Origin of the sequence: Streptomyces sp. NPDC024017 (assembly GCF_040638895.1) — a bacterium.
Classification (GTDB): Bacteria; Actinomycetota; Actinomycetes; order Streptomycetales; family Streptomycetaceae; genus Streptomyces.
The window spans coordinates 24,614-50,757 of the sequence record NZ_JBEZYZ010000020.1; the positions used below are offsets into that span (position 1 = coordinate 24,614).

The following is a 26,144-nucleotide window of genomic DNA, read 5'->3' on the forward strand; positions in this document are numbered from 1 at the left end:
TGCGGGAGTCGGCGGCGCGGCCCGCGCCGTGGGGGACGGGGAACGGGCCGCGCCAGTCGGTGGGAGCGGAGCGGGTCTAGTACGCCCGGTTCCGCATGCGGCGCCACCACATCAGCGCCGCGCCGATCAGGACGATGCCGCCCGCCCCGGCCCCGGCGGAGGCGGCCATCAGGCGCATGTTGTCCGAACCCTCCGCGCCGGCCGGCTGGAGCGCGTCGCCCAGCTGGCTGCGGACGTCGTTGCCGCCGTCCACACCCTTGGCGAGCGGGCCGCGCGAACCCTCCGTCGGCAGAGCGACGTACGGGAAGGCCTTCTCGAACTTCTTGTCGTTCTTGTCGACCGCGTCACCGAGGTCGTTCTTCGCGCCCAGCAGCTCGCCCTCGACGACCTGGAGCGAGGCGTCGATCACGTCGTCGGTGAGGCGACGGCCGTTCGGGAAGCCCGCGTTGTCACCGTCCAGCACACCCAGCCGCTTGGGCTTCGCGGCCGGCTTGATCGAGGTGTTGAGCCGCAGCTGCTCCGACGGCGTCACGTGCGGCGGCTGGTTGAGGTCCTTGACGCCCTTGAGGAAGACGTCGACCAGGTCGTTGCGCGGCTCGGCCGGCGCCGGGATCTTGTAGATCGCCTCGATGAGCTTGGGCAGCTCCGGGTTGGTGACGTTCTTCAGGAACTGGGCGTCGTCCCGCGGCGTGGACGCGTTGAACTTGTCCTTGTCCTTCAGCGGGTTGACGACCTCGTTGACCAGCGGGTTGCCGAGGCGCGAGACCTGCGCGAAGTAGCCCTGGGCGTTCTTGCGCTGGGTCGTCGACCAGATGCCGACGACCGGCTGCTCGTGCGACTCGGCGATGAAGCTGTTGGGGACCTGCAGGGCGATCGAGTTGACGTTGTAGCCCTTGAGGGTGTCGTTGCCGACCTCGGAGAGGTTCCCGCCGTACAGCAGGTCGAAGACGCGCAGGTCCAGGAAGAACGGGTCGTCGGCCTGCCCGGCGAACGTCTGGGCGCCGCCGGCGAGTTTGTGGACCGCCTGCTTGCGCAGGGTGTTGTAGTCCGGCATCGACGCCTTGCCGACGTTCGACGGCGCCACCGGCACGTCGTCGGCGACCTTGGTCTTCGACACGGCCTTCAGGTTCCGCAGCTTGATCAGTTCGAGGTCGTACGTCTGCGTGATGTTCAGGTCGGGGTCGTCGAGGCTCTCGACCGGGCCCGTGTTGTACAGGAACGTCTTGTCGTTCTTCGTATGAGTCTTGAACGTGTACCGGAAGACCAGGTCTTCCTTCGCGTCACCGTTGCTGTCGATGCGCAGGTCGTACTGGGCGTCCTCGGCGAACGTGAAGAAGTTGGGCCCGCCGGCCGGTTCCTCGAAGGGGATCCAGTTCGCGACGATGGTCGTCGTGTCCGGCTTGTCCGGGCTGACGAACGCGTACACGTCGGTGTTGTCGTACTGGGGGGTTCCCGAGATCAGCGGGGCCTCGCGGTGGCTGGAGGCGGAGGCCTCCTCAGGTGCCAGCGCGGTCACACCGGCGGCGGCGAGCCCGCCGGTGGCCAGCGCACCACAGATCACAGTCGCGATGCTCCGGCGCCCCGCGCCGGTCCTGAAGGTAGGTGTCATGCCGTCCGTCCTCGGTGCCAACTTGCCTGACACACGCCATTCGGAGTGGTCGGCGAAGCGGATTGGTCGAATCTCAAACGTTCTTACGGCGAGCCGGGGAAGTTGTTTCATCGCCGGGCGACCCGCGTTTTCGGCGCGCTGATCCGTAACACCGTCCGGAGGTGTGTGCGTTGCGAATGCCTCGTGTGAGGGGACAGGCCCGGTGCGGCCTCGGAGAGGGGGACCGAGTGGAGGCGGACGAGCTGCTGCTGCTCGTGGCAGGTGGGGACCAGAAGGCCTTCGAGGAGCTGTACGGAGTGGTGTCCGGTCCCGTGTTCGGTCTCGTACGGCGTGTGGTGCGCGACCCCGCCCAGTCGGAGGAGGTGGCTCAGGAGGTGCTGCTCGAACTGTGGCGGTCCGCGGCGAAGTTCGACCCGGGCCGGGGCAGCGCGATGTCCTGGATCCTCACCCTCGCCCACCGCCGCGCCGTCGACCGGGTCCGCAGCGCCCGGGCGGCCGGGGAACGCGAGCAGCGCGAGGCGCTCCGCGCGAACCAGCCCGCCTTCGACCAGGTCACCGAGGAGGTCGAGGCCGGCCTCGAACGCGAGTGGGTACGCCGCTGCCTCGACCGGCTCACCGTCCTGCAGCGCCAGTCGGTCACCCTCGCCTACTACGAGGGCTACACGTACCGTGAGGTGGCCGAGCAGCTCTCCCTGCCGCTGGGCACCGTCAAGACCCGGATGCGGGACGGACTGACCCGTATGCGCGAGTGCCTGGGAGGTGTGGCATGAGCCTCTTCCGCCGCGAGGACCTGCACTCGCTCGCCGCGCCCTACGCGCTGGACGCCCTGGAGCCCCCGGAGCGGGTCCGCTTCGAGAAGCACCAGAGGGACTGCGACCGCTGCGCCGCCGAGGTGCGCGCCCTGACCGAGGACGCCGTCCGGCTGGCCTGGTCCACGACCGCACCGCCCCCGGCCGCGATGCGCGACCGGGTCATGCTCGCCGTACGGACGACTCCGCAGGACCCGGCACCGCAGGGTGCGGGGCGCGAGCCGGCACGGGCGCGTGCGACGCAGCTGCCGCCGCACGTGTGGGGCGCCCAGCCGCCGCCGCGGCAGCGGCAACGGCGCCGGATCCCGCTGTTCGTGCCCTTCGCGACGGCCACCGCCACCGCGGCCCTCGTCGTCGCCTCGCTGTTCGCCGTGCAGGCGAACCGGACCCAGGACCGTCTGACAGCCGAGCAAGATCGGTCACGTGAGATCGCCCACGTTCTGGCGGCTCCGGACGCCCGTGCGAGCAGTGGCCGGGACGGGCGGGGGCGCACGATCGGAGTGATCGCTTCCGCCACGGAGGGGAGTGCGGTGGTCACCCTCGGCGGATACGGAGCCCCGTCGGGCGGCCGCGTGCACCAGTTGTGGCTCATGCGCCCGGGCGCGCAACCACGCTCCCTCGGGCTCTTCGAGCGCGACACGCCCCTGGTCGCAACGGGTCTGGGCACCTCCGCGACGTCACTGGCCGTGACCGTCGAGCCCGACGGGGGATCGCCGCGGCCCACTACCCAGCCGATCGTCCAACTCGCCCTGAAATCTGTTGGATTCGGAGAGTAATCGGAGATACATCGTCAACCCCCTTATGGGGAAGGTGAATCCTGTGACCGAGATACACGCGTGCCCGGACGGGGCGATAGGGTTAACCTGCCCGGGCCGGGTGGACTCGTACGGGTGGGGAGTGACATGGATCAGATAACAGTGCGCAGCAGGGCCAGGGTCCCTGCGATCACCTGCGGGAGCAGCGCGACCAGTTCGCGCCTCGACCGCCACCTCTCGGTGCTGGGCGGCCCTGCCGTCCCCCAGCGGGAGACGGTCGAGGCGACCTCGTTGATGCGGGAACTGACCGCGCGTCAGCCGCACGACCGCAGTGGCAGGGGTGCGCGCGTGCGTCGCGTCTCGCTCTTCGCGCCGCTGCGCCGGCTGCGCCGCACGCTGTTCGGCAGCAGGTAGGGGACCGCGCTCGGGCGGTCACACCGCCCCCGGCGCCGGCGCTGCGACACCCGTCGTCCGTCATCCCCGCGGCACGCAGCGGCGCCAGGTGTGTTCCCGAGCGCGGCACGCCCCCTGTCGGTGCCACATCCCCGCCCGGCAGTGACCGGGGGCGACGTCCGCGGTTCCGGCCGCCCGTTCACCGCTCCCCGTGCGCGTACTGACGCACGGCGAGCGGCACGAACACCCCGAGCAGTACGGCGCACCACAGGAGCGACCCCGCGACGGGGTGGGCCACCGGCCAGGCCGCCCCGTCGGGCACCGGCGAGTTGCCGAACAGGTCCCGCAGGGCCGTCGCCACCGCGCTGATCGGATTCCACTCGGCGATCGTCCGCAGCCAGTCCGGCAGTCCCCGCGTCGGGATGTAGGCGCTGGACAGCAGCGGCAGCAGGAACGTCGCACCGCCCAACTGGCCGGACGCCTCCTCGTTGCGGGTGAGCAGGCCGAGGTAGATCCCGGCCCACGTGCACGCGAAGCGGAACAGCATCAGCAGCGCGAACGCCCCCACCGCTTCGAGCGGGCTCCCCTCGACCCGCCAGCCCACGGCGAGGCCCACCAGCAGGAACGGCACGGCCCCGGCGGCCGCGGCCACCACATCCGCCGCCGCCTGCCCCAGGGGCACGGCCGCCCGGCTCATCGGCAGCGTACGGAAGCGGTCCGTCACGCCCCGGTGGGTGTCATGGGCCGCCTGGAACATGCCGGTCATGATCCCGCCCGAGGCGGTCGCCACCAGCAGGCCCGGCACGAGGAAGGACCGGTACGCCTCACCCGGCACCGCCAGCGCGCTGCCGAAGACATAGCCGAAGAACAGCAGCATGCTGATCGGCATCGTCTGGGTGAGGATCAGCAGCCCCGGGTTGTTCCGCATCCGCAGCAGCTGGCGGCCCAGCATCGCGGTCCCGTCGTACGCCAGCACGCTCATGCGACACGCTCCTTCTCGTCGGTGGTCCCGGTCGTGGTCTCCGTCAGGCGCAGGAACACGTCGTCGAGGGTCGGCGGGCGCAGGCTCACGTCGAGCAGCGGCACCCCCGCCGTGTCCAGGGCGCGCACCAGCAGCGGGATCGTCAGGGTCGGGTCCTTGCTGACCGCGCCCACGGCGTTGCGCTCGTGGTCGAACGAGGGCTGTGCGCCCGTCAGCCGGTCGAGCACGCCCGCGGCCTTCGCGAGGACGTCCGCGTCCGGCACGACGACCTCGGCGTGCGCCCCGACCAGCGACTTGAGCTGCTCCGGAGACCCGGTGTGCGTGACCCGGCCCCGGTCCACCAGGGCGATGTCGTCGGCCAGTTGGTCGGCCTCCTCCAGGTACTGCGTGGTGAGCAGCACGGTCGTGCCCTCGGCGGTCAGGCCGCGCACCACGTCCCGGATGAGGGTGCGGCTGACCGGGTCGAGGCCGGTCGTCGGCTCGTCCAGGAACAGCACGTCGGGGCGGCGGACCAGGCTCGCCGCGAGGTCCAGGCGGCGGCGCATGCCGCCGGAGTAGGTGGACGCGGGGCGGTCGGCGGCCTCGGTCAGACCGAAGCGGTCGAGGAGTTCCGCGGTCCGGGAGGCCGGACCGCGCACCCGGTGCAGCCGGCCGAACAGCTGGAGGTTCTGGCGTCCGGTGAGGTCACCGTCGATCGAGGTGTCCTGCCCGGTGACGGCGATCCGGCGGCGTACGGCGGCGGCCTCGCGGACGAGGTCGTGCCCCGCGACACGGGCGGAGCCCGCGTCCGGCCGCAGCAGCGTGGTCAACAGCCGTACGGCCGTCGTCTTCCCCGCCCCGTTCGGCCCGAGGACCCCGCAGACCGTCCCCTCGGCGACCGCCAGGTCCAGCCCCCGCAGGGCACGGACCTCCCCGAACCGCTTCTCCAGACCTTCACTAAGTACAGCGTACGTAGAAGTCATGGCATGACCATAGCGCACTACGTACGCTGTACGTAACTAGGATGGTGGCCGAGGTGATGACCGATGGCGGGCCGAGCGGCCGTACCCGAAGTGATCTGGGCGCGCCCCGAGCGCACCGGACGTGGGCCGAAACCGGCGTTCACGCGCGCCGAAATCGCGGCGGCGGCGGTGCGGATCGCCGATGCGCAGGGGCTCGACGGGGTCACCATGCGGAATGTCGCCGCGGAGCTGGGCTGCGGGACGATGTCGCTGTACAACTACGTCCCCCGCAAGGAGGACCTGTACGAGCTGATGATCGACGCCATCGGTGCCGAGCACGAGATGTTCGAGCCCACGGGCGACTGGCGCGCCGACATGCTCCGCAACGCGCAGGAGACGCGCGCCATCATGCACCGCCACACCTGGGTGCCGCGCCTGATGCCGGGGGTGTTCGGCTTCAGCCCGAACACCCTGCGCTACCTGGAGCACTGCCTGGCCTGCCTCGAACCGCTCGACGTGCCGGCCGGCACGAAGACGGAGCTGGTCGCGCTGCTCAACGGCGTCGTGACGACGTACACCGGGAACGACATCGCGACCGCCGAACGCACCCGCTCCATGCCGTGGTCCGCGGACGAGGAGAACGCGGTCCGCATGGCCTACCTGGGCAGCCAGATCGCCACCGGCGCATACCCGCGGCTCACCGCGGCCTTCACGGAGCAGAGCGGGCCGGTCGATCTGGAGGCGGTGTTCAGGCGGGCACTCGAACGCGTCCTGGACGCCTTCGACCCCGAGCTGCGTTAGAGCAGCGCCAGTTGCCCCTCCGGGCCCTCCTCGGGCCCCTCCAGCACGGTGGCCGGCCGGCGGGCCGCGTTCGGCACCGGGAGGACGCCGGCCTCGCGCAGGTCCGTCGCCGTGACCGGGTCGGGGAGTTCCGGCTCTTCCAGGGGGCGCAGCTCGGCCAGGAGCGCGAGGACGGTGATCAGCTCCAGCAGCTCCGACGTCCAGGTCTGGGGCCAGGTGGCGGGACGGATCGCCGCCAGCGTGCCCGGCTCGGGGACGGCGACACGGGTCTCGAACCACTGCTGGAGGACACGGACTCCGCCCACCTCGAAGTCCCAGGCCTCCGGCGGCACGGGCGAGATGCGGCCCTCGTCCAGGAACAGGGCTTCCTCGTCCCGGTCGTAGCGCAGCGTCACGGGCCGGGAGGGCAGCGGGGCGCGGACGTAGGGGCGGCGGCCGCCGGGAAGCTTCGGGCGTTCGCCGTCGCGGCGCATCAGCCACAGCAACCGGTGGCCCAGCTCAAGGCCGCGTTCCCACTCGTCGGCGTCCCCGGTGAGCGGGACGGTGAGGTCCGGTCGGGCCGTGGCCGTGATCCAGGCCAGGACGTCCAGCGGCGGCGGGGCACTGCCCAGGCGGGTGCCGAGATGCTCCAGCAGGCCCGGGGCCAGGTTCGGCTCGCGGCCCCCCGGGCGGCGGAACAGCGGGCGGATCCGGCCGGGGCGGTGCAGCGGGAGCAGCGAGGTGACGAGCAGGGGAGGGGTGGCCTCGGGCGTCTCCACCACGAAGACCTGCCGTTCGTCGGCCACCCGCCACAGCTCCGGGCGGGCCGCGTCGATCAGCCGCTGGTCGGGGATCAGCCACTGCTCGTCGTAGGGCGCGAGCAGGACGCGCACCGGCTCCGGGCAGGGCCCCGAGGCGCGCACCAGCTTCTCCGTGCCGCCGCTGCCGGTCCGGCCGGGCAGCCGGCCGACCGCCGAGCGCAGCGTGCGCGAGCGGGTCGGCTCGAACAGGGTCTCGCGGTCGGGACCCTCGGCCTTCACCAGAGCGTCCCAGCGGGCCTTCAGGGACGCCGCGTCGGGCGCCGCCGGCCAGCCCCGGCCGAGCCGCGGCGGTGCGACGGACCACGGCATGAGGTCCGCCAGCGGCGGAGCGTCGTCGTGCGTCACGCTGGGCATCGTACGACCTGCCGTCGACACGCGGGTCAGGTGGCGTCCAGGGTCACCGAGAAGGAGAACCGGTCCCCGCGGTAGTGAATGACGGCCACATCCAGAGGCTGTCCCTCGGCGTCGTACGTCACGCCCGTGTAGTGCAGGATCGGGCTCAGCAAGGGCACTTGGAGCAGCTTCGAGGTCTCCGGGTCGGCCAGCCGCGCCTCCACCGTGTCCGTGATGCGGCTGATGTCCGCCCCCACCACGTCCCGCAGCACCTTGGTCATGGGCCACCGGACGAGGTCGTCCAGGGCGATCCGCGCGGCCAGTTCGGGCCGCACGTAGTTGCGGGCGTGGTTCGTCGGCTCACCGGTCTTCTCGTCGCTCCGCAGCCGGTGGTACGTCGAGACCTCCCGCACGTCCGGGAAGAACTCGGCGAGTTCGCCCGGCACGGGCGCGCTGCCGTGGTCCAGCAGTTCGGTCGTCATGCCGGACTGCTGGGCCACGATCGCGTCCACCGAGCCGAGCAGGCGCACCGGGGAACCCCGGCGCGCGTGCGGCTCGATGAACGTGCCGCGCCGGCGGTGGCGCGAGATCAGTCCCTCGTCCTCCAGCTCCTTCAGCGCCTGCCGCATCGTCAGCACGCTCACGCCGTAGTGCCCTGCCAGCTGCTCCTCGGTGGGCAGCCGCAGCGGGTCCTGGGGCGAGCGGCCGAGGATCGAGGCGCGCAGCGACTGCGACACCTGGTACCAGAGCGGCAGCTTGCGGTTCAGGACGATGGAGTCCGGGGCGAAGGAGGTCACGGGCCATCCGTACCGGTAGGAAATGATCAGTGCAAGGGGCGGAAGTGCCGCTCGAGGCCCTGCCAGACGTCGTCGTAGCGCTGCTGGAGGTGTTCCGCGCGGGCGGCGTGCGGGGTGAGGGTGAGCGGCCAGCGCGTCTCGAACATGAACGCCAGACCGTCGTCGATCTTCTGCGGCTTCAGCTCGGCGGCGCTCGCGCGGTCGAACGTCTCCCGGTCCGGGCCGTGCGCCGACATCATGTTGTGCAGCGAGCCGCCGCCCGGCACGAAGCCCTCCGCCTTCGCGTCGTACGCCCCCTCGATCAGGCCCATGTACTCGCTCATCACGTTCCGGTGGAAGTACGGGGGGCGGAAGGTGTCCTCGCCCACCAGCCAGCGCGGCGCGAACACCACGAAGTCGACACCGGCCAGGCCCGGGGTGTCCGTCGGGGACGTCAGCACGGTGAAGATCGACGGGTCCGGGTGGTCGTAGGTGATGGTGCCGAGCACATTGAAGCGGCGCAGGTCGTAGACGTAGGGCACGTGGTTGCCGTGCCAGGCCACCACGTCGAGGGGGGAGTGGTCGTAGGTGGCCGTCCACAGGTTGCCGCAGAACTTGTTCACCACCTCCACCGGTCCCTCGACGTCCTCGTACGCGGCTACGGGGGCGCGGAAGTCCCGGGGATTGGCGAGCCCGTTGGCGCCGATCGGGCCCAGGTCGGGGAGGCGGAAGGGCGCCCCGTAGTTCTCGCACACATACCCGCGGGCGGACTCGTCGAGCAGCTCCACACGGAAGCGGACCCCGCGCGGGATCAGCGCCACATGTCCCGGCTCCACATGCAGCAGACCGAACTCGGTGCGCAGCAGCAGCCCGCCGCGCTCCGGGACGATCAGCAGCTCACCGTCGGCGTCGCTGAACACCCGGTCCATCGAGGCGTTGGCCGCGTAGAGGTGGACGGCGATGCCGGTGCGCTGGGTGGCGTCGCCGTTGCCGCCCAGGGTCCACAGGCCCGCCAGGAAGTCGGTCTCGGGCGCCGGGTCGGGCAGCGGGTTCCAGCGCAGGCGGTTGGGGTCGGGCACGGTCTGGGTGAAGGGGGCGGTGCGAACCGAGCCGTTGTGGGTCCGGGTGAACGCCGGGTGTGCGGCCGACGGGCGGATCCGGTACAGCCAGGAGCGGCGGTTGTGCGCCCGTGGCTCGGTGAACGCCGAACCGCTCAGCTGCTCCGCGTACAGCCCCAGCGGGGCACGCTGGGGTGAGTTGCGGCCCTCGGGCAGTGCGCCCGGGACGGCCTCCGAGCTGTGCTCGTTGCCGAAGCCGGAGAGGTAGGTCAGCCCTTCGGCGGTCTTCCGCGCTCCCCCACGCTCGAACTCGCTCGCGCGGGTGGTGCCCCCATCGCCCATGATCGCTGCTCCCTTGCGGTTGATTCCTATGCAGTACCGTAGGATTGCGATTTCCCCGACGCAAGAGGGGCGCGCGGCATCCTCTTCGCGGATGACCGGAACCCGACTTGAGAACGATCCGCCGGGCCGGACGTGTGTTCTACGCTCCCGAACATGTCGTGGACACGGAGACCTTTCGCCGCCGCGGTCTGTGTCCTCCTCCTGGCCGGATCCGCGGGTTGCGGCTCGGGTGATGCCCCGGAAGGCGGCGCCTCACCCGCACCGGTGGGCAAGATCCTGGAGGACCGGGACCCGGAGGGCCGGCCCTACCGTGAGGTCGGGCAGGAGGGCGCCCCCGGCATCGGGATCGAGGTGCAGCCCGACGCGGCCGGCGGCTGGGGCGTACGCCTGAGCGTGCGGAATTTCCGCTTCTCGCCGGCCGGTGCGGCAGCCCGCCCGGTGGCCGGACGGGGCCTCGCGCGCCTCTTCGTCGACGGTCGTCCCGTCGCCCGGCTCCGCGCCCCCGCCTACCGGCTGGACACCCGCCTCGTGCCGCGCGGCACGCACCGCGTCACGGCCCGCCTCTACGCCGACGACGGCACCGTGTGGGTGGTGGACGGCGAGCCCGTGGAGAGCACGGCCGACATCACCGCGTCGGAGCCCGGCCCGGGGACGACGCCGGACCCGGCCTCCCGGCGCAAGGCCCGGACGCAGGGCACGGACATCGGGGGGCGAGGTTCACCGGGTGGCGCCGGAGGGGCATCATGAAGTCCGTGCCCCACGCGACATCGCTGCGTCGTGCGCCCGTGCAGAGGCGCAGCGCGGAACGCCTGACCAGGATCCTCGACGCCTGCGCCGATCTCCTCGACGAGGTCGGCTACGACGCCCTGAGCACCCGTGCCGTCGCCCAGCGGGCCGCGGTCCCGATCGGCTCGGTCTACCGCTTCTTCGGCAACAAGCGGCAGATGGTCGACGCGCTGGCGCAGCGCAACCTCGAACGGTACTCCGAGCGCGTCACCGAGCGCCTGCGGCAGGCCGGCGAAGCCGGGGGCTGGAGCACGGCCATGGACGCCGTGCTCGACGAGTACCTGGAGATGAAGCGCACCGCACCCGGCTTCTCCCTCGTCGACTTCGGCAACCAGATCCCGGTCGGTGCCCGCCACGCCGAACCCAACCACCGCGTCGCCGACCGCCTCACCGAACTCCTCTCCGGCTACCTCGACCGCGAACCCGACGAGGATCTGCGCCGCGTCTTCCTCATAGCCGTCGAGACCGCCGACACCCTCGTCCACCTGGCGTTCCGGGTCGCACCGGAGGGGGACGAGCGGATCATCGACGAGGCCCGGGAGATGCTGCGCGCCTATCTGGCCCGCGCCCTCGACTGACCTCGGTTCCGCCAGGCCCTCCCCGAGATGCATACCGGTCGGTATGCTCGGGCGCGTCAGCGCGTCACCGTAGCCGCCGCCCCGGGAGGACCCGTGTCCCGCACCGCCCTGCGTATCTGCCCCTTGTGCGAGGCCACCTGCGGCCTGACCCTCACCATCGAGGGGACGCGCGTCACCCACGCCCGCGGTGACCGCGACGACGTGTTCAGTAAGGGGTTCATCTGCCCCAAGGGCGCCTCCTTCGGGGCCGTCGACTCCGACCCCGACCGGCTGCGCACCCCGCTCGTCCGCCGAGACGGCGAGCTGCGCGAGGCCACCTGGGAGGAGGCCTTCGACGCGGTCGCCGCCGGTATCCGGCCCGTCGTCGAGCGGCACGGCCCGAACTCCGTAGGGGTCGTCCTCGGCAACCCCAACGTGCACACCATGGCCGGCGCCCTCTACCCGCCCGTCCTGCTCGCCGGGCTCGGCACCCGCAGCGTCTTCACCGCCTCCACGGTCGACCAGATGCCCAAGCACGTCTCCAGCGGCCTCCTCTTCGGCGACGCGAACGCCATCCCCGTGCCCGACCTGGACCGCACCGACCATCTGCTCCTGATCGGCGCCAACCCGCTGGAGTCCAACGGCAGTCTGTGCACCGCCGCCGACTTCCCGGGCAAGCTCAAGGCGCTCAAGGCCCGTGGCGGCACCCTCGTCGTGATCGACCCGCGGCGCACCCGCACCGCGAAGCTCGCCGACCGGCACATCGCCGTGCGGCCCGGCACCGACGCGCTGCTGCTCGCGGCGATGGCGCAGGTGCTCTTCGACGAGGGCCTCGTAGAGGAGACCCCGCACGCCCAGGGGGTCGAGGAACTGGCGGAGGCGCTGCGGGAGTTCACCCCCGAGGCGGTCGCCGAGGCCTGCGACGTCGAGGCCGGCGTCATCCGCACCCTCGCCCGCGACCTGGCCGCCGCCCCGACCGCCGCCGTCTACGGCCGTATCGGCAGCTGCACCGTCCCGCACGGCACGCTGGCCAGCTGGCTCGTCGACGTCCTGAACATCCTCACCGGCAACCTCGACCGGCCCGGTGGCGCGCTCTTCCCGCAGGCCGCCACCGACAAGACCCCGCGGCCCGCCGGACCCGGCCGCGGCTTCGCCCTCGGGCGCTGGCACTCCCGGGTGAGCCGGCACCCCGAGGCGAAGGGCGAGCTGCCCCTCTCGGCCCTCGCGGAGGAGATCGACACGGCCACCGAGGAGGGCGAGCCGGTGCGCGCGCTGATCGCGGTCGCCGCCAACCCCGTGCTGTCCGCGCCCGACGGCGACCGGCTCGACAAGGCACTGGACTCGCTCGACTTCATGGTCAGCGTCGACCCGTACCTCAACGAGACCTCGCGCCACGCCGACGTGGTCCTGCCCCCGCCCCCGCCCTCCCAGAGCCCCCACCACGACTTCGCCTTCAACACCCTCGCCGTACGCAACCAGGTCCGCTACACCCGCCCGGCCGTCCCGCTGGAGCCGGGCCGCCTGGCGGAGACGGAGATCCTGGCGCGGCTGATCCTCGCCGTCACCGGCATGCACGGGGCCGATCCGGCGGCCGTCGACCAGATGGTCATCGACCAGACCCTCGGCAAGGCGGTCACCGAGCCGCACTCGCCGGTCCACGGCGGTGATCCGCGCGAGCTCGCCGCCCGGCTCACCGGCGACACCGGCCCCGAGCGACGGCTCGACATGATGCTGCGCCTCGGCCCCTACGGCGACGGCTTCGGCGTACGCCCGGACGGGCTCAGCCTGGAGAAGCTGCTCGCGCACCCGCACGGCATCGACCTCGGCCCGCTCCAGCCCCGCCTGCCGCAGCCGCTGAAGACCCGCAGCGGCACCGTGGAGCTGCTGCCCGGCCCGATCGCGGACGACCTGCCCCGGCTGCGCGCGGCCCTGGCCGAACGCCCCGAGGGGCTCGTTCTGGTCGGCCGCCGCCACCTGCGCTCCAACAACAGCTGGATGCACAACGTGCCCGCCCTCACCGGCGGCTCGAACCGCTGCACCCTGCACATCCACCCCGAGGACGCCGAGCGGCTGGGCGTCGAGGACGGGGCCGCCGTGCGCGTCAAGGGTGCCGGGGGAGAGGTGACCGCACCCGCCGAGGTCACGGACACGGTCCGCCGAGGTGTGGTGAGCCTGCCGCACGGCTGGGGCCACGACCGTCCCGGCACCCGCCTCAGCCACGCCGCCACAGACCCCGGCGTCAACGTCAACCAGCTCCTCGACGGGCGCCTGCTCGACCCGCTGTCGGGCAACGCGGTCCTCAACGGAGTGCCGGTCGAGGTGGCCCCCGAGACGGGCCCGGAAGCGTCCTCCGTGACCGAAAAGCTCACCGCTCTGACCTGAGCAAAGCTGTGACCAGCAGTTTTGCGCTTATTGCTCGCACGTCAACGTCTTGTTAACGCTGCTTGAACGCACCTAACGTCTCGGACACCGCCGGCCCTGGTGGGATGTTCAAGGGCGAACGTTAGGTATCCACTCATGCTGACCATCCTCGGCTTCGCCATGATCGCGACCTTCCTGGTCCTGATCATGATGAAGAAGATGTCGCCGATCGCGGCGCTCGTGCTGATTCCCGCGCTGTTCTGCGTGTTCGTCGGCAAGGGCGCCAAACTCGGCGACTACGTCCTCGACGGCGTGACCGACCTCGCCCCCACCGCGGCGATGCTCATGTTCGCGATCGTCTACTTCGGTGTGATGATCGACGTCGGTCTTTTCGACCCGATCGTCCGAGGCATCCTCAAATTCTGTAAAGCCGACCCGATGCGGATCGTGGTGGGCACCGCCCTGCTCGCGGCGATCGTCTCGCTGGACGGCGACGGCTCCACCACCTTCATGATCACCGTCTCGGCGATGTACCCGCTGTACAAGCGCCTGAAGATGAGCCTGGTCGTGATGACCGGTGTCGCCGCCATGGCCAACGGCGTGATGAACACCCTCCCCTGGGGTGGCCCGACCGCCCGCGCCGCGACCGCGCTGAAGCTCGACGCCAGCGACATCTTCGTGCCGATGATCCCGGCCCTCCTGGTCGGTCTGCTCTTCGTCTTCGTCCTCTCGTACGTGCTCGGTGTGCGCGAGCGCCGGCGGCTGGGCGTGCTGACGCTGGACGAGGTGCTGGAGGAGGAGAAGGAGACCGCGACGGTTCTCGTCGGCTCCGGCGGCTCCGGCGACGGCAAGGTCTCGATGCGCAAGGGCGGCACGGCCGGTGCGGGCGTCGCGGGTGGCGCGGGCTCCGGCACGGACGCTCCCGAGGACGCCACGGGCTCCGCCGCCTCCGAGGACGACGACGGCTTCCAGGGCCTCGACCCCAACCGGTCCACCCTGCGCCCCAAGCTCTACTGGTTCAACGCGCTGCTCACGGTCGGCCTGCTCACCGCCATGATCATGGAGCTGCTGCCGATCCCGGTGCTGTTCCTGCTCGGCGCCGCACTCGTGCTCACCGTCAACTTCCCGCACATCCCGGACCAGAAGGCCCGCATCGCCGCCCACGCCGAGAACGTCCTGAACGTCTCCGGCATGGTCTTCGCAGCCGCCGTCTTCACCGGCGTCCTCCAGGGCACCGGCATGGTCGACAACATGGCCAAGTGGATGGTGGACGTCATCCCCGCCAGCATGGGCCCGCACATGGCCCTCGTCACCGGCATCCTGAGCCTGCCGCTCACCTACTTCATGTCGAACGACGGCTTCTACTTCGGTGTCCTGCCCGTCCTCGCCGAGGCCGGTGCCGCGCACGGTGTCTCCCCGCTGGAGATGGCCCGCGCCTCCCTCGTCGGCCAGCCGCTGCACATGTCGAGCCCGCTCGTCCCGGCCGTCTACGTCCTGGTCGGCATGGCCAAGGTGGAGTTCGGCGACCACACCAAGTTCGTCGTGAAGTGGGCCGCCCTCACCTGTCTGGTCATCCTCGGCGCGGGCATGTTGTTCGGGATCATCTGAGCCACTTCATGGAGGACGTCATCATGAGGCCCGGTGGGAACCGCGGCTGGCTGCTCCGCCTCGTCATCGCCTTCAGCTTCGCGCAGGGGGCGGTGTCGATGGCCCGGCCCGCCGTCTCCTACCGGGCCCTCGCGCTGGGTGCGGACGAGCGCGCGATCGGTGTCATCGCCGGTGTGTACGCGCTGCTGCCCCTCTTCGCCGCCGTGCCCCTGGGCCGCCGCACCGACCACGGCCGCTGCGCGCCCCTGCTGCCGGTCGGCGTGGTCCTCATATCCGGCGGCTGCGCCCTCAGCGGCGTCGCCGGCTCCCTGTGGACGATGGCCCTGTGGAGCGGGGTGATGGGCCTCGGGCACCTCTGCTTCGTCATCGGCTCCCAGTCCCTCGTCGCCCGCCAGTCCGCGCCGCACGAACAGGACCGCAACTTCGGCCACTTCACCATCGGCGCCGCTCTCGGCCAGCTGGTCGGCCCGGTCGCCGCGGGCGCGCTGATCGGCGGCGAGGACATGGCCGGCAGCAGCGCGCTCGCCCTGATCGTGGCGGGCGTGACGGCGGCGGTCGCGTTCACCTCGCTGTGGCGCATCGAGGATCGCCGTACGACCTCCACGTCCCGCCCGGACAAGGGCGACCGGGTCCCGGTCCGGGGCATCCTGCGCACCCGGGGGGTGCCGGCGGGCATCTTCATCAGCCTCGCCGTGCTGTCCGCGACGGACATCCTGACCGCGTACCTGCCGGTGGTCGGCGAGCACCGGGGCATCGCGCCGTCCGTGATCGGCATCCTGCTCAGTCTGCGCGCGGCGGCGACGATCGCCTGCCGTCTGGTGCTCACGCCCCTGCTGCGGCTGCTGGGCCGGACCCTGCTGCTGACGCTCACCTGTCTGCTGGCGGCCCTGCTGTGCGCGGGCATCGCCCTGCCGGTTCCGGTGTGGGCGCTCGGACTGCTGCTGGCCGCGCTGGGCTTCTGCCTCGGGGTCGGTCAGCCGCTGTCCATGACGACCGTCGTCCAGGCCGCTCCCGACGACGCCCGTTCCACGGCCCTGGCGCTGCGTCTGACCGGCAACCGGCTCGGCCAGGTCGTCGCACCCGCCGCGGCCGGGCTGATCGCCGGAGTGGCGGGCGTGGCGGCGCCGTTCGTGATGCTGGGCGTGCTCCTGCTGCTGTCCTCCGGGGTCGCCGTGCGGTCGCCGCGGGAGCCGGACGAGCCGAAGGGACCGGACGGGCCGGAGGAGGCGGCCGGCCCGGACGAGCCGGAGGACGCGGGTGGGTCAAAGGACGCGGGTGGTTCGGAGGAGGCGGGCGGTGAGGTCCGCAGGGGACGAAGGGGCCTCGGACGCCGGGTGCCGCTGCGCCGGAAGAGCGATATCTGACGCGTCGTAGGGCGATGCTTCACCCTTTTCGACGGTGAGGTGACAGAGAGTCAGGTGACGAGGTGTTTGTATGTAAATCATCTGACTTGGAGGCATGTTCATGCCCGTCGTACCCCTCGCGCGTCGTGCCGGCACCCGCACCGCCGTCCTCGCCGCCCTCACCCTCGCAGGGACCACCCTGAGCGGGGCGTCCGCCGTCGCCGCCCCCATCCCCGGGGACAACGGAGACGTCAAGATCCACGCCAGCACGACGGCCGCGGTCAATCAGCGCAACGACCCGAAGGTCTGCGACTTCTACCTCGCCGCGTTCAACTTCGACCCGGGCGAGAAGGTCAACTGGACGATCCAGACCCAGCCCGAGGTTCCGGGCGGGGCCACGCGCACCGGCACCTTCACGGCCGACCCGGCCGGCCAGGGCCGTACCGCGGCCGTCGATCTGCCCAACGGGCAGTACAAGCTGACGTGGCTCACCGACCAGGCCCACGGCGCCGGCAAGTTCAAGGTGTTCAAGGTCGACTGCCCGACCTCCAAGCCGACGACGCCGGTCGGCGGCCCGCCCGCGGGCGGTGGCGGCATCGCCCGCGGTGAGGCCTTCACGCCGGTCACCGGCGCGGCCGCGGTCGGCCTGGCCGCCGTCGCCGGGACGGTCTGGTTCCGGCTCCGTCGCCGCCCTGATGGCGCCGCGTAGGCCACGTTCCGCGGATCGCTCCGCCCGGCCGGGGCAGGGCGGGGGCGCGTCCGGGTCCGACGCCGGACCGGAGAGGCGGCGTGACGGCGGTGCCGGGTACGGCGCCGCCTCGGCGGTTCGGCGTGCGGCTGGTTCCGGTTCCGCCGACGCGCCGTCGGGGCGGCGCGGGGGCGGTGCCGGGGCCGCCGCTGTTCCGGTGGGCCGGCGGGACGCCCCCGCCGGCCTCGGGGCCCGGCGGCGGACCGGCTCCGGATCCGCTGCCCCGCCGGTGGTCCGGCGCGGGGGCGGCACCGCCGACGACCGGGGGGCCCGGCGCGGGGCCGGCCCTGCCGACGACCGGGGGTTCCGGCGCGGGACCGGTTCTGCCGGGGCCCCGGTGGCCCGGCGCGGCTCCGGTCCCGGATCCGGTTCCGGGGCCGTCCCGGCGGGGCGGTGCGCAGCGGTCGGCGGTGTCCCCGGGGCGTGGCCCCGGCGGTCCCGCAGACCCTGGTACCGGACGCGTGCCTACCGGCTGACGCGGACGCTCGTGGTGGCCGTCTCGCTGCTGGTCGTGGTCGGCGTGTGCTGGGACCGGGGCGAAGAGCCCGGCACGACGGTCACGGCCCTCCCGCCGGACTTCACCACGGCCGCCCACCCGGCCGGCTCCGGCACCGGAACGGCTGCCCTGCGAGGAGCCTCCGGCACCGGCACCGGCACCGCCGCCGCTCCGGCCGGCCCCACCGCGTCCGCCCCCGGCCCCCGCACCGGCCCACCCCGGACACCCGCATCCCCCACGGCCGCGGCCCGCACCCCCGGTCCCGCCGCCCACGGCCCCCGCACCCAGGGGCCCGCCACGCACGGCCGGCGCACTCCAGGCCCCCGCGCCCCCGAGCCCGCCACCCCCGGGCCCCGCACGGACAAGCCCGCCACGCCACACAGCCGGCCCACAGCCGCCACCCCGCACCCCGCTCCCAAGCCCGCCGCCCCTGCCCCCGCCGTCCGGAAGCCCCACCCCCCGGCAGGCCCCCGCACCCTGCCCCGCTCCCGGGCCACCCGCCTCCTCATCCCCTATCTCCGCCTCGACGCCCCGGTGATGGACCTCGGCCTCGACCGCGACCGCCGCCTCACCGCACCGCCGGACGACGACCCCAATCTCGTCGGCTGGTACCGGCACGGCGCCTCGCCCGGCGAGCAGGGCACCGCCGTGGCCGTCGGGCATCTGGACACGGACAGGGGGCCCGCCGTCTTCGCGGGGCTGACCGAACTGGAGCGGGGCCGGATCGTCAAGGCCCGCCGCGCCGACGGGCGGATCGCCGTCTACACCGTCGACAAGATCAGGTCGTACGAGAAGGCGCACTTCCCGAGCCAGGAGGTGTACGGCGCCCGGGGCCGCCCCGAGCTGCGTCTGATCACCTGCGGCGGCAGCTACGACCGCAGGAAGGGCTACTCCGGGAACGTGGTCGTCTTCGCCCACCTCACCGGCATCCGCTGACCCGGACCGGTCCCGTTCGTCGGCTGAATCAGGCCGTCCGCCTTCTCACCAGATGGACCGGAGCCCCCGATCCTGCCCGGTGTCTTCCCCAGGCCGCACACATTCCGTTAACTTCCGTGACTCACAGCCCCGTACGACCCGTACGGGGCTTCCGACCGCGGAGCACCAGCGCCCTGATGACCCCTCGGGGGCCCCTCATGACACGCGCCATCTCCCTGCACGACGTGAGCAAGGCCTATACGCGGGGCGCCCGCGTGGTGGACCGGCTGTCGCTGGACATCACGCCCGGCGAGTTCCTCGTGCTGCTCGGCCCGTCCGGCTGCGGCAAGTCGACCGTGCTCAGAATGATCGCCGGGCTGGAGGAGATCGACGAGGGCCGGCTGCTGCTCGACGGCGAGTACGCCAACGACCTGCCGCCGTCCGGGCGGGACATGGCGATGGTCTTCCAGAACTTCGCCCTCTACCCGAACATGACCAGCCGCGCCAACATCGGCTTCCCGCTGCGCATCGAGGCCCCGGGCACGGACCCCCGCCCCCGCGTCGACGCCACCGCCCGCATGCTCGGCATCGAGGACCTCCTCGACCGCCTGCCCGGCCAGCTCTCCGGCGGCGAACGCCAGCGGGTCGCCATGGGCCGGGCCATCGCCCGTCACCCCTCGGCCTTCCTGATGGACGAGCCGCTGTCCAACCTCGACGCCAAGCTCCGCACCCATCTGCGGGCCGAGATATCCCGGCTCACCGCGGAGCTGGGCGTCACCACGATCTACGTCACCCACGACCAGGCCGAGGCCATGTCGCTCGGCGACCGGGTCGCCGTACTGCGCGGCGGTGTGCTGCAACAGGTCGACAGCCCCCGCGTGGTCTACGCGCTGCCCAGCAACGTCTTCGTCGCCGCCTTCATCGGCACCCCGCGCATCAACCTGCTGCGCGGCCTGGTGCGCGCTCCGCTCGACGGGGCGATGACCATCAGCCTGGGCAAGCAGTTCCTCCGCCTGCCCGAGCCGCTCTCCCTGGACCACCAGCTGCTGCGCGTCCAGCAGGGCCGCGAGGTCATCGTCGGCCTGCGTTCGGAGGCCGTCCGGATCGCCAAGCACAGCGCGGCCCGCCCCGGCGAGGTGCCGATCACCGGCCTGGTCGAGCACGTGGAGTTCCAGGGGCACGAGATCCTCGTCCACTTCAACACCGGCTCCAGCCCCGCCGTCGTCCCCGAACTGGAGGCCCCGCGCCCCCGCCCCGGCCGCCCCGCCCGGCGGCGCAGCCGCGACGGCTCGGTCCTGACCCGGCTGCGGGAACGGGCCACAGCCGGGCGGGCCGGACCCGTCGTCGCCCTGGACCGCCCGGAGGACACCCGGAGCAGCGCGGTGACCGCCGATTCCCGCCTGCCCGGCGACCTCATCGTCCGCACCACCCCGGACCTGGCCCTGCGCCACGGCATGCAGGTGCCGCTCCTGGTCGACCTCGCCCACCTCTTCGTCTTCGACCAGCAGGGCGACCGCATCTGCCCGCACCCGGCGCGCCTGCCCGACCTGGGGGAGTGAGGAGCCGCACACCCGAACGGGGCCCGCGCCGTGCTGTGATGACCGTGGTGACCGGGACGTCTGGCGCCGGAAAACTATCGTCGCTAGTTTATGTCTCGGACGACGACGCCCCGCCCCCGGAGGAAGCGCGATGAAGGCATACGACGGCATGTACATCGGGGGCGCCTGGCGTCCCGCCGCCGGCCAGGACGTGATCGAGGTCGTGAACCCGGTCGACGAGCAGGTCATCGGCACGGTCCCGGCGGGTACCGCCGAGGACGTCGACAGCGCCGTACGGGCCGCCCACGCCGCCCTGCCGGACTGGGCCGCGACCCCGCCCGCGGAGCGCGCCGCCCGCCTGGCCGCCCTGCGGGACGTGCTCGTGACCCGCGCGGACGAGATCGCCGAGACCGTGACGGCCGAGCTCGGCTCGCCGCTGAAGTTCTCGCAGGCCGTCCACGCGGGCGTGCCGATCGCGGTGGCCGGCTCGTACGCCGAGCTGGCGGCGACGTACGCCTTCGAGGAGAAGACCGGCAACTCGGTCGTGCACCAGGAGCCGGTCGGTGTCGTGGCCGCGATCACGCCCTGGAACTACCCGCTGCACCAGATCGTCGCCAAGGTCGCCCCGGCCCTCGCGGCCGGCTGCACGGTCGTCGTGAAGCCCGCCGAGGACACCCCGCTGGTCGCCCGCCTCTTCGCCGACGCCGTGCACGAGGCCGGGCTCCCGGCGGGCGTCTTCAACCTGGTCACCGGTCTCGGCCCGGTCGCCGGCCAGGCCCTCGCCGAGCACCCCGGTGTCGACCTGGTCTCCTTCACCGGCTCCACCGCCGTCGGCCGGGGGATCGCGGCGATCGCCGCCGGGCAGGTCAAGAAGGTCGCCCTCGAACTGGGCGGCAAGTCCGCCAACGTCATCCTCCCGAGCGCCGACCTGGCCAAGGCGGTCAACGTCGGTGTCGCCAACGTCATGTCCAACTCCGGGCAGACGTGCAGCGCCTGGACCCGCATGCTCGTCCACCGGGACCAGTACGACGAGGCCGTCGGGCTCGCCGCGGCCGCCGCCGCCAAGTACGGCGACCGCATCGGCCCCGTCGTCAACGCCAAGCAGCAGACCCGGGTGCGCGGCTACATCGAGAAGGGTGTCGCGGAAGGCGCCCGCCTGGTCGCCGGCGGACCCGAAGCCCCGCGCGAGCAGGGCTACTTCGTCAGCCCGACCGTCTTCGCCGATGTCACACCGGAGATGACCATCGCGCAGGAGGAGATCTTCGGCCCGGTCCTGTCGATCCTGAAGTACGAGGACGAGGAGGACGCGCTGCGCATCGCCAACGGCACGGTGTACGGCCTGGCCGGTGCCGTCTGGGCCGGGGACGAGGCCGAGGCGGTGGCCTTCGCGCGCCGGATGGAGACCGGCCAGGTCGACATCAACGGCGGCCGTTTCAACCCTCTCGCGCCCTTCGGCGGCTACAAGCAGTCCGGCATCGGCCGAGAACTCGGCGTGCACGGCCTGGCCGAGTACCTCCAGACCAAGTCCCTCCAGTTCTAGGCCCAGGGGAGTCCCTTCCGTCATGGCTGTCCGCGCCGCCGTCCTGCCCGCCATCGGCTCCCCGCTGGAGATCACCGGCATCGACCTGCCCGACCCCGGACCCGGTCAGGTCCGCGTCCGGCTCGCCGCCGCCGGGGTCTGCCACTCCGACCTGTCCCTGTCCGACGGCACCATGCGCGTGCCCGTCCCCGCCGTCCTCGGCCACGAGGGCGCCGGCACGGTCGTCGCCGTTGGCGAGGGCGTCGGCCACGTCGCACCCGGCGACGGGGTCGTCCTCAACTGGGCCCCGTCCTGCGGCGCCTGCCACGCTTGCTCGCTCGGCGAGGTGTGGCTGTGCGCCAACGCCCTCAACGGCGCCGCCGACGTCTACGCCCGCACCACCGAGGGCACCGACCTCCATCCCGGCCTGAACGTCGCCGCGTTCGCCGAGGAGACGGTCGTCTCCGCCTCCTGCGTGCTACCCGTCCCGGACGGCGTCCCACTCACCGACGCGGCCCTCCTCGGCTGCGCCGTCCTCACCGGCTACGGCGCCGTCCACCACTCGGCCCGCGTCAGGCAGGGCGAGACGGTCGCGGTGTTCGGCGTCGGGGGAGTGGGTCTCTCCGCCCTGCAGGCCGCCCGGATCGCGGGCGCCTCGAAGATCATCGCGGTGGACGTGTCCGCCGAGAAGGAGGAGCTGGCCAGGGCGGCCGGCGCCACCGACTACGTCGTCGCCTCCGACACCACCGCCCGCGAGATCCGCGGCCTCACCGGCAAGCAGGGCGTCGACGTCGCCGTGGAGTGCGCCGGCCGCGCGGTGACCATCCGCACGGCCTGGGACTCCACCCGCCGCGGCGGCCGCACCACGGTCGTCGGCATCGGCGGCAAGGACCAGCAGGTCACCTTCAACGCCCTGGAGATCTTCCACTGGGGCCGCACCCTCGCCGGCTGCGTCTACGGCAACTCCAACCCGGCTCAGGACCTCCCGGTCCTGGCCGAACACATCCGGGCCGGCCGCCTCGACCTGAGCGCGCTGGTGACGGAACGCATCTCCCTGGACGGCATTCCGGCTGCCTTCGAGAACATGCTGGCGGGCAAGGGCGGCCGGGCTCTGGTCGTCTTCTAACCCGAAGACTCCGGTACCCCGGCCTCCTCGCGAGGCCGGGGCTACCGGCATGCCCCGGCCCCGCGATCGATGCCAAGTACAGGCAAAAGTCCTGGTGCGCGACCCGTTGACGTACATACCGTCCGGTCAGTACGTTCCCCGGAACTCGAGCCACCCCCCGTTCCGCCCCCGCACCCCCCGGAGCGTGCACCGCAATGGACACGGCACCTTCCGCTCAGCCCGTCACGACCACGCCCGGCGCCGGCAACCGCCGCCGGGTGGCCACCGCGGCGGCGCTCGCCTCGGCCGTCGAGTGGTACGACTACTTCGTCTTCGGCATCGCCGCCGCCCTCGTGCTCGGCGACCTCTACTTCCCCTCCGGCAGCGCCACGGCAGGCGTCCTCGCCTCGTTCGCGACGTTCGCCGTCGGCTTCCTCGCCCGCCCCATCGGCGGCATCGTCGCCGGACACCTCGGCGACAAGCGCGGCCGCAAGCCGATGCTCGTCCTCGCGCTCACGCTGATGGGCGTGGCCACCACCGGCATCGGCCTGCTGCCGACGTACGACACGATCGGTGTGGCCGCCCCGATCCTGCTCGTCCTGCTCCGGGTCGCCCAGGGCGTCGCCGTCGGCGCCCAGTGGGGCGGCGCGATGCTCCTGGCCACCGAGTACGCCCCGGAGGGCAAGCGCGGCGTCTACGGCAGCGTCGTCCAGCTCGGCGTCCCCATCGGCGTGGTCACCGCCAACACCGTCTTCCTGGTGGCCGGCGCCCTCACCAGCGACTCGGCGTTCGCGGCCTGGGGCTGGCGCGTGCCGTTCCTGGTCGGCCTGCTGGTCCTCGCCCTCGCCTGGTACATCCACACGCGCGTCGAGGAGACCCCGGCGTTCCGGGAGGCCGAACGGGCGCTCGCCGAGAAGGAGAAGTCCGAGCAGAACTCGCCGCTGCGCACGATCCTGCGCGGCCACCTGGGCACGGTGTTCCTGGCCGGCGGCTCCTTCGCCGTCAACACCGCGACCTTCTACATCCTCATCACCGGCGTCCTCGACTACACGACCCGCGAGCTGGACATGAACAAGGGCGCGGTGCTCACCGTCTCGCTCTGCGTCAGCCTCACCCAGCTCGTCCTGATCCCGGCCGCCGCCGCGCTCTCCGACCGGGTCGGCCGCATCCGGATCTACGCCTTCGGCGCGGCCGGCATCGCCCTGTGGGCCGTGCCGCTCTTCCTGCTGATCGACACCGGCTCGCTGCTGTGGCTCGCGGTCGGCACGTTCGTCGCGAGCTGCTTCCTGAGCATCATGTACGGCCCCCAGGCCGCCCTGTTCGCCGAGCTGTTCACGCCCGAGATGCGCTACACCGGCGCCTCGCTCGGCTACCAGATCGCGGCTGTGGCGGGCGGCGGGCTCGCACCCTTCATGATGGTGCTGCTGCTGGAGGCGACGGGCACGTCGATGGCGGTGTCCGGGTACATCATCGTGCTCTCGGTGATCGCCCTGGCGTCGATCAAGGTCCTCGCGGACCGGGCGCGAGCGGCGGAAGCGCGGACCGAGCCGGAGGCCAAGGCCGAGCCGGAGACCAAGGCCGAGTCAGCGGGCTGAGTCGGTGGTCTCCTCGGGCCGTGGTTCCGGAACCGCTCCCGGAGCCGCGGCCCGGGCCGCCTCACGCGCCCGCGACCGGGACACCGCCACACCCGCCAGGCACAGCGCACCGCCCACCAGCGTGAGCAGCCCCGGCACCTCGCCGAGGAACAGCCACGACATCAAGACGACCAGCGCGGGAGCCGCGTACGTCGTCGCGCCCATCCGGCTCGCGGTCGTACGGGACAGTGCGTACGCCCACGTCGTGAAGGCGAGGGCGGTCGGGAAGACGCCCAGATAGACCATGTTGAGCGTCGCCGAGGCGGGCGCCGTGGCGGCCTCCTGGACGAGCTGCCCCGCGAACGGCAGGCACACCACGGCGCCGACCAGACAGCCGAACGTCGTCACCTGCAACGGACTCGCCGTACCCAGCGCCGGCTTCTGCGCCACGACACCACCGGCGTACGCGATCGCCGCCAGCAGGCACAGCACCACCCCGAGCACCGAGGAACCGCCCTCGCCCGACATCGAAAGGCCCACCGTCACGGCACCGGCGAACGACACGGCCATCCCCGCCAGCAGCCGCGGCGGCATCGGGTCACCGAGCAGCCGGGCACCGAGCAGCGCGATGAGGATCGGCCCGGTGTTCACGACCAGGGCGGCCGTGCCCGCGTCGACCTGCTGCTCGCCCCAGTTGAGGGCGACCATGTAGAAGCCGAACCACAGCAGCCCCGATATCGCGATCCCGCGCCAGGCCGAGCGCGGCGGCAGCCCCTCCCGCCGCAGCAGGCAGATCACCCCCAGCGTCAGCGCCCCGGCCAGCAGCCGCCCGAGCGCCAGCGTGCCCGGCGAGTACGCGTCACCCGCGCTGCGGATCGAGACGAAGGCGGACGCCCACAGCACGACGGTGACCGCGGCCGCACCGGCGGCCAGCAGCTCCGCCCGGCGGGCGGGACGGGACGGGGAGTTGTGCATCATGCTCCTGAGGCTAGGAGAGGAAGGGGGACGCAGGCGCGCGGATTTCGGACGGGGCGCTGAGGAGCGGGTCGGGCCGACCGGGGGAGCGGGTCGGGCGCTGGGGGATCCGGGCAGGGCGCTGGGCTCACGGGATGCGCGGCCCGGGCGCGCGCCGGGTTCGCGAGCGGTGCCTCGGGGGCCGGGCGCTGTCCGCTGGACTCGCAGGCGTCCCCTCGGGACGAGGCCCTGTGCGGCGGGCTCAGCGCAACGCCACCGCCTCCACGCCCAGCAGGTCGAAGAGGGCGCTTTCACCGGCGGCCGTCACCTTCACGGCCCGCTCCGAGCCGATGCGCACGCACCACCCCGCGTCCAGGGCGTGCCGGCACAGGGCCGCGCCGGCGACGCCCGCGAGGTGAGGACGGCGTTCGGTCCAGTCGAGACAGGCCCGGGCCAGGGGACGCCGGCCCCGCCGTTCGAGGGCGATACCGGCCGACGCGAACCACGCCAGTCCCGCGTCGGTGAGCGCGAACCCCGTCTCCTGCTGGAGCAGCCCGCGCGCCGTCAGCGCGTCGGTGACCGCGATGCCGAGCCGCCCGGCGAGATGGTCGTAGCAGGTGCGGCCCCGGGCCATCGCCGAGCCGGCGCTCGACTCCCGCAGGTTCCTCGGCAGCAGGGCCGTGCCGGGCGAGACCTGGGCGGCCAGGTCCTCCACCAGCTGGGCGACGCGGGCGTCGGCCAGCCGGACGTACCGGTGCCGGCCCTGCCGCTCCTCGGCGAGCAGCCCGCCCGCGACGAGCCGGCTCAGGTGCTCGCTCAGTGTCGACGCGGCCACCCCCGCGTGCCGTGCCAGTTCGCTCGCGGTCCAGGCCCGTCCGTCCAGCAGCGCCAGCAGGCAGGCGGCCCGGGTCTCGTCCGCGAACAGGGCCGCGAGCCGTGCCAGGGTCGCTGCCTGCGGGTCCCTCGTCGTCATGCCCTCAGCATGGGACACGGACGATTCGGCCGTCGCCGAAGTGTCGCGCCGAAGGGTCCGCCAGGCGT

23 protein-coding genes are annotated in these 26,144 nt (G+C 72.6%); 15 read left to right on the forward strand and 8 right to left on the reverse strand.

From position 1 onward, the window contains the following. Positions 1 to 76 precede the first annotated feature (76 nt). The gene (locus AB0G20_RS36660) at positions 77 to 1,609 is read right to left on the reverse strand and encodes a DUF4331 domain-containing protein (RefSeq protein ID WP_361310449.1); all 1,533 of its coding nucleotides are present in this window, start codon (positions 1,607 to 1,609) and stop codon (positions 77 to 79) included. Positions 1,610 to 1,836: 227 nt separating this feature from the next. Here AB0G20_RS36660 and AB0G20_RS36665 point away from each other — a divergent pair, with 227 nt between their 5' ends. From AB0G20_RS36665 to AB0G20_RS36675, 3 genes are all read left to right on the forward strand, one after another. Then, complete coding sequence (locus AB0G20_RS36665) at positions 1,837 to 2,379, forward strand: sigma-70 family RNA polymerase sigma factor (RefSeq protein WP_030850800.1); 543 nt, start codon at positions 1,837 to 1,839, stop codon at positions 2,377 to 2,379. Then, complete coding sequence (locus AB0G20_RS36670) at positions 2,376 to 3,194, forward strand: anti-sigma factor (RefSeq protein ID WP_361310453.1); 819 nt, start codon at positions 2,376 to 2,378, stop codon at positions 3,192 to 3,194. The genes AB0G20_RS36665 and AB0G20_RS36670 overlap by 4 nt, the downstream gene beginning before the upstream one ends. A 126-nt stretch (positions 3,195 to 3,320) precedes the next feature. Then, a complete protein-coding gene (locus tag AB0G20_RS36675) occupies positions 3,321 to 3,587 on the forward strand; it encodes a hypothetical protein (RefSeq protein ID WP_184844402.1) in 267 nt (88 codons plus the stop codon). Between the two features lie 178 nt (positions 3,588 to 3,765). On the opposite strand, the gene AB0G20_RS36680 is transcribed toward AB0G20_RS36675, so the two are convergent. Together AB0G20_RS36680 and AB0G20_RS36685 are read right to left on the reverse strand one after the other, a co-directional pair. After that, positions 3,766 to 4,548 (reverse strand): ABC transporter permease, encoded by a 783-nt coding sequence (locus AB0G20_RS36680; protein ID WP_361310456.1) that lies wholly within the window; start codon positions 4,546 to 4,548, stop codon positions 3,766 to 3,768. Further along, on the reverse strand, positions 4,545 to 5,510 hold the full coding sequence (locus AB0G20_RS36685; RefSeq protein ID WP_361310458.1) for an ATP-binding cassette domain-containing protein: 966 nt from the start codon (positions 5,508 to 5,510) through the stop codon (positions 4,545 to 4,547). The genes AB0G20_RS36680 and AB0G20_RS36685 overlap by 4 nt, the downstream gene beginning before the upstream one ends. A 63-nt stretch (positions 5,511 to 5,573) precedes the next feature. Here AB0G20_RS36685 and AB0G20_RS36690 point away from each other — a divergent pair, with 63 nt between their 5' ends. After that, positions 5,574 to 6,290: a TetR/AcrR family transcriptional regulator gene (locus tag AB0G20_RS36690; protein WP_361310461.1), complete on the forward strand. Its 717-nt coding sequence runs from the start codon at positions 5,574 to 5,576 to the stop codon at positions 6,288 to 6,290. Here AB0G20_RS36690 and AB0G20_RS36695 read toward each other — a convergent pair. The 3 genes from AB0G20_RS36695 to hmgA are packed head-to-tail and all read right to left on the reverse strand — an operon-like array spanning position 6,287 to position 9,599. Then, positions 6,287 to 7,444 carry a type ISP restriction/modification enzyme gene (locus AB0G20_RS36695; protein WP_184844390.1) on the reverse strand — a complete coding sequence of 386 codons (1,158 nt, stop codon included), beginning with the start codon at positions 7,442 to 7,444 and terminating at the stop codon, positions 6,287 to 6,289. The two genes, AB0G20_RS36690 and AB0G20_RS36695, sit on opposite strands and share 4 nt — an antisense overlap. Before the next feature lie 26 nt (positions 7,445 to 7,470). Next, positions 7,471 to 8,220, reverse strand: coding sequence for a GntR family transcriptional regulator (locus AB0G20_RS36700; protein ID WP_361310463.1), 750 nt, complete (start codon positions 8,218 to 8,220; stop codon positions 7,471 to 7,473). A gap of 26 nt (positions 8,221 to 8,246) precedes the next feature. Then, on the reverse strand, positions 8,247 to 9,599 hold the full coding sequence (gene hmgA, locus AB0G20_RS36705) for a homogentisate 1,2-dioxygenase (RefSeq protein WP_361310466.1): 1,353 nt from the start codon (positions 9,597 to 9,599) through the stop codon (positions 8,247 to 8,249). 153 nt (positions 9,600 to 9,752) lie between these two features. Here hmgA and AB0G20_RS36710 point away from each other — a divergent pair, with 153 nt between their 5' ends. The 11 genes from AB0G20_RS36710 to AB0G20_RS36760 all read left to right on the forward strand — a co-directional run bounded on the left by AB0G20_RS36710 (position 9,753) and on the right by AB0G20_RS36760 (position 24,170). After that, entirely contained in the window at positions 9,753 to 10,346 is a 594-nt protein-coding gene (locus AB0G20_RS36710) for a hypothetical protein (protein WP_361310468.1), read from the forward strand. Beyond that, on the forward strand, positions 10,343 to 10,963 hold the full coding sequence (locus tag AB0G20_RS36715; protein WP_361310470.1) for a TetR/AcrR family transcriptional regulator: 621 nt from the start codon (positions 10,343 to 10,345) through the stop codon (positions 10,961 to 10,963). The genes AB0G20_RS36710 and AB0G20_RS36715 overlap by 4 nt, the downstream gene beginning before the upstream one ends. 93 nt (positions 10,964 to 11,056) lie before the next feature. Next, complete coding sequence (locus AB0G20_RS36720) at positions 11,057 to 13,324, forward strand: molybdopterin oxidoreductase family protein (protein ID WP_361310472.1); 2,268 nt, start codon at positions 11,057 to 11,059, stop codon at positions 13,322 to 13,324. Positions 13,325 to 13,459: 135 nt separating this feature from the next. After that, entirely contained in the window at positions 13,460 to 14,911 is a 1,452-nt protein-coding gene (locus AB0G20_RS36725) for a CitMHS family transporter (RefSeq protein ID WP_361310475.1), read from the forward strand. 23 nt (positions 14,912 to 14,934) lie between these two features. Beyond that, a complete protein-coding gene (locus AB0G20_RS36730) occupies positions 14,935 to 16,275 on the forward strand; it encodes an MFS transporter (RefSeq protein WP_361310478.1) in 1,341 nt (446 codons plus the stop codon). A gap of 100 nt (positions 16,276 to 16,375) precedes the next feature. Continuing rightward, positions 16,376 to 16,963, forward strand: a complete 588-nt coding sequence (locus AB0G20_RS36735) for a hypothetical protein (RefSeq protein ID WP_361310481.1) — start codon at positions 16,376 to 16,378, stop codon at positions 16,961 to 16,963. A gap of 529 nt (positions 16,964 to 17,492) precedes the next feature. Further along, positions 17,493 to 18,434: a class F sortase gene (locus AB0G20_RS36740; RefSeq protein ID WP_361310483.1), complete on the forward strand. Its 942-nt coding sequence runs from the start codon at positions 17,493 to 17,495 to the stop codon at positions 18,432 to 18,434. 197 nt (positions 18,435 to 18,631) lie between these two features. Continuing rightward, the gene (locus AB0G20_RS36745; RefSeq protein WP_361310486.1) at positions 18,632 to 19,972 is read left to right on the forward strand and encodes an ABC transporter ATP-binding protein; all 1,341 of its coding nucleotides are present in this window, start codon (positions 18,632 to 18,634) and stop codon (positions 19,970 to 19,972) included. A gap of 130 nt (positions 19,973 to 20,102) precedes the next feature. Then, entirely contained in the window at positions 20,103 to 21,491 is a 1,389-nt protein-coding gene (locus AB0G20_RS36750) for an aldehyde dehydrogenase family protein (RefSeq protein WP_361310488.1), read from the forward strand. 22 nt (positions 21,492 to 21,513) lie between these two features. Then, the gene (locus AB0G20_RS36755) at positions 21,514 to 22,596 is read left to right on the forward strand and encodes a Zn-dependent alcohol dehydrogenase (protein WP_361310490.1); all 1,083 of its coding nucleotides are present in this window, start codon (positions 21,514 to 21,516) and stop codon (positions 22,594 to 22,596) included. Between the two features lie 194 nt (positions 22,597 to 22,790). Then, on the forward strand, positions 22,791 to 24,170 hold the full coding sequence (locus AB0G20_RS36760; protein ID WP_361310493.1) for an MFS transporter: 1,380 nt from the start codon (positions 22,791 to 22,793) through the stop codon (positions 24,168 to 24,170). Here the strand turns inward: AB0G20_RS36760 and AB0G20_RS36765 are convergent. Continuing rightward, complete coding sequence (locus tag AB0G20_RS36765; protein WP_361310496.1) at positions 24,159 to 25,127, reverse strand: DMT family transporter; 969 nt, start codon at positions 25,125 to 25,127, stop codon at positions 24,159 to 24,161. The two genes, AB0G20_RS36760 and AB0G20_RS36765, sit on opposite strands and share 12 nt — an antisense overlap. Before the next feature lie 238 nt (positions 25,128 to 25,365). Next, entirely contained in the window at positions 25,366 to 26,076 is a 711-nt protein-coding gene (locus AB0G20_RS36770; protein WP_361310498.1) for a winged helix-turn-helix domain-containing protein, read from the reverse strand. Between the last annotated feature and the right edge of the window lie 68 nt (positions 26,077 to 26,144).